Below are 3,485 nucleotides of genomic sequence, written 5' to 3' on the forward strand. Positions count from 1 at the left end.
GATTTCGTAGCCGGGAGTCGCGCGGGCGTCGCCGGGCTTTCCCGGGCGCGGGACACGGCCGGACGGGCCGACGCGCTCGGGCACCGGAGACTTCAGCGCGAAGGCGTGCGGCTGGGTCGGTGGGTCGGCGCGGTCCGCCTGACCGCCCGGGCGGTGGGCATGGTCGGCTGCATGCGCCCTGCGGGTGGCGTGGTCGGCTGAACGCACCCGGTGCCGGCGGTGGCTGAGAAGCCGGGAACCGGGCGAGCGGCGCCGTCAGGTGCTCGCGCCGAGCGCCGCCTGCACGGCCCGTCAGCCGGTGGCGCCGCTTCCCCGGCACGCCCGGCGCCGGGATCCGGTCAGTAATGGAGAAGCATCACCGTCCCACCCGGGCTAGCGTGGCCGCCATCGACGCAGGCACCGCGCAGCGGATGGAGACGGGTTTGAGCATGGCCAGAACGACCGGGACGCAGACGCCCACGCCCCACGTGGCCGACACACACGGCCTGATCCGGGTGCACGGTGCTCGTGAGAACAACCTCAAGGACGTCAGCATCGAGATCCCGAAGCGCCGGCTGACGGTCTTCACCGGGGTCTCCGGCTCGGGCAAGAGCTCGCTGGTGTTCGACACCATCGCCGCCGAGTCGCAGCGGCTGATCAACGAGACCTACCCCGCCTTCGTCCAGGGTTTCATGCCGAACCTCGCCCGCCCCGAGGTCGACGTCCTCGACGGCCTGACCACCGCGATCATCGTCGACCAGCAGCGGATGGGCGGCGACCCGCGCTCCACCGTGGGCACCGCCACCGACGCCAACGCGTTGCTGCGCATCCTCTTCAGCAGGCTCGGCAAGCCGCACATCGGCTCGCCCAAGGCGTTCTCCTTCAACATCGCCTCGATCAGCGGTGCGGGCGCCGTCACCGTCGAACGCGGCGGACAGAAGGTGAAGGAGCGCCGCAGCTTCAGCATCACCGGCGGTATGTGCCCGCGCTGCGAGGGCCGCGGCGCCGTCACCGACCTCGACCTCACCCAGCTCTTCGACGAGACGCTGTCCCTCAACCAGGGCGCGATCACCGTCCCCGGCTACAAGGGCGGCGGCTGGAACTCCCGTCTCTACAACGAGTCCGGCTTCTTCGACCCGGACAAGCCGATCAGCGAATTCACGAAGAAGGAACTCCAGGACTTCCTGCACCGCGAGCCGACCCGCATGAAGATCGCGGGCATCAACATGACCTACGAGGGTCTGATCCCGCGCATCCAGAAGTCGATGCTCTCCAAGGACAAGGAGTCGATGCAGCCGCACATCCGCGAGTTCGTGGAACGTGCGGTCACCTTCACCACCTGCCCCGAGTGCGACGGCACCCGGCTCAGCGAGGGCGCCCGCTCCTCGAAGATCGACGGGATCAGCATCGCCGACGCCTGTGCGATGCAGATCAGCGACCTGGCCGCCTGGGTCGAGGGTCTCGACGAGCCGTCGGTGGCCCCCCTCCTGGCGACGCTCCGGCACACCCTGGACTCGTTCGTGGAGATCGGCCTCGGCTACCTCTCCCTGGACCGGCCGGCCGGCACCCTGTCGGGCGGCGAGGCCCAGCGCACCAAGATGATCCGCCACCTCGGCTCCTCGCTCACCGACGTCACCTACGTCTTCGACGAGCCCACCACCGGCCTGCACCCGCACGACATCCAGCGCATGAACGGCCTGCTGCTGCGGCTGCGTGACAAGGGCAACACCGTCCTCGTCGTGGAGCACAAGCCGGAGGTCATCGCGATCGCCGACCATGTGGTCGACCTCGGCCCCGGCGCGGGCGCGGGCGGCGGTACCGTCTGTTTCGAGGGCAGCGTGGAGGGCCTGCGCGGGGGCGGCACCCTCACCGGCCGCCACTTCGGCGACCGCGCCTCGCTGAAGGAGACGGTCCGCAAGCCCACCGGTGCCCTGGAGATCCGCGGCGCCGCCACCCACAACCTCCAGGGCGTCGACGTCGACATCCCGCTCGGGGTGCTGGCCGTCGTCACCGGCGTCGCGGGCTCCGGCAAGAGCTCCCTCGTGCACGGGTCGATCCCGGCCGGCGCCGGGGTCGTCTCGGTCGACCAGGGCGCCATCCGCGGCTCCCGGCGCAGCAACCCGGCGACGTACACCGGTCTGCTCGAACCGATCCGCAAGGCCTTCGCCAAGGAGAACGGGGTCAAGCCCGCCCTGTTCAGCTCCAACTCCGAGGGCGCCTGCCCCACCTGCAACGGCGCCGGCGTCGTCTACACCGACCTGGCGATGATGGCCGGGGTCGCCACCACCTGCGAGGAGTGCGACGGAAAGCGGTTCGAGGCGTCCGTCCTCGAGTACCGGCTCGGCGGGCGCGACATCAGCGAGGTGCTGGCGATGCCGGTGACCGAGGCCGAGGAGTTCTTCGGCGCGGGCGAGGCGCACATTCCGGCCGCCCACCGCATCCTCCGGCGGCTGCGGGACGTCGGCCTCGGCTACCTCACCATCGGCCAGCCCCTGACCACCCTGTCCGGCGGAGAGCGCCAGCGCCTGAAGCTGGCCACGCACATGGCGGACAAGGGCGGCGTCTACGTCCTCGACGAGCCCACCGCGGGCCTGCACCTCGCCGACGTCGAGCAACTCCTCGGCCTGCTCGACCGGTTGGTCGACTCCGGCAAGTCGGTCATCGTGGTCGAGCACCACCAGGCGGTCATGGCGCACGCCGACTGGATCATCGACCTCGGCCCCGGCGCCGGCCACGACGGCGGCCGGATCGTCTTCGAGGGCACCCCCGCCGACCTCGTCGCCGCCCGCGCCACCCTCACCGGCCGGCACCTCGCCGAGTACGTGGGCGCCCGGGACTCGGCAGGGGAGTGACGGGAGCCGGAGCGGGCGGCGTCCCTCGCCGCCCGCTGTGCGGTCCGCCGGGCCACGGTGGCACGGGGCGAGGTGTGAATGTTCAAACGCCCCTCGTTAGGGTACGTCCATGACCTCGACGCCCCGCTGGCTGAACCCCGAGGAACGACGGGCGTGGCTGGCCTACGTCCAGTTCTCCACGCACCTGTCCGACCACCTGAACCGCCAGTTGCGGCGCGACGCGGGGATGACCCACGCCGACTACACCCTGCTCGCCCACCTGTCCTCGGTCAAGGATCACAGCCTGACCATGTCCGAGCTGGCCGAGCGGCTGAAGATCACCCGCAGCCGACTCACCCACGCCGTGACCCGCCTCCAGGAGGCCGGCTATGTCGACCGCCGCGAGGACCCGGCCAGCCGCCGCAACCAGCTGGCCGTTCTGACCCCGGCCGGTCTTGCCCTCCTGGAACGCGAGGCTCCCGGTCATGTCGAGGCGGTCCGCCGCGCCGTCTTCGACGCCCTCACCCCCGAGCAGGTGACCCAGTTCGCCGTGATCGGCGAGGCGATCAGCGCCGCCCTCCAGCAGATGGACGCCGACACCGGCGAGCAGGAGGCGCTGCCCTGGCGGCGGCGGTAGCACGCCGACGGGCCCGCCGCGGACACCGTGTCCGCGGC

At 71.4% G+C, this 3,485-nt stretch carries 3 protein-coding genes; all 3 read left to right on the forward strand.

Annotated features, from left to right (window positions below; translation table 11 throughout):
* Positions 1 to 201 (forward strand): hypothetical protein (locus tag ABZ646_RS43185; protein WP_360532275.1); only part of this gene is annotated, 201 nt, incomplete at its 5' end.
* 227 nt (positions 202 to 428) lie between these two features.
* The gene (locus ABZ646_RS43190; RefSeq protein WP_360532278.1) at positions 429 to 2,831 is read left to right on the forward strand and encodes an excinuclease ABC subunit UvrA; all 2,403 of its coding nucleotides are present in this window, start codon (positions 429 to 431) and stop codon (positions 2,829 to 2,831) included.
* A gap of 109 nt (positions 2,832 to 2,940) precedes the next feature.
* Positions 2,941 to 3,447, forward strand: coding sequence for a MarR family winged helix-turn-helix transcriptional regulator (locus ABZ646_RS43195; protein ID WP_360532281.1), 507 nt, complete (start codon positions 2,941 to 2,943; stop codon positions 3,445 to 3,447).
* Positions 3,448 to 3,485: the final 38 nt, after the last annotated feature.

It is taken from the genome of Streptomyces sp. NPDC007162 (assembly GCF_040634175.1).
In the GTDB taxonomy this organism is placed as follows: Bacteria; Actinomycetota; Actinomycetes; order Streptomycetales; family Streptomycetaceae; genus Streptomyces.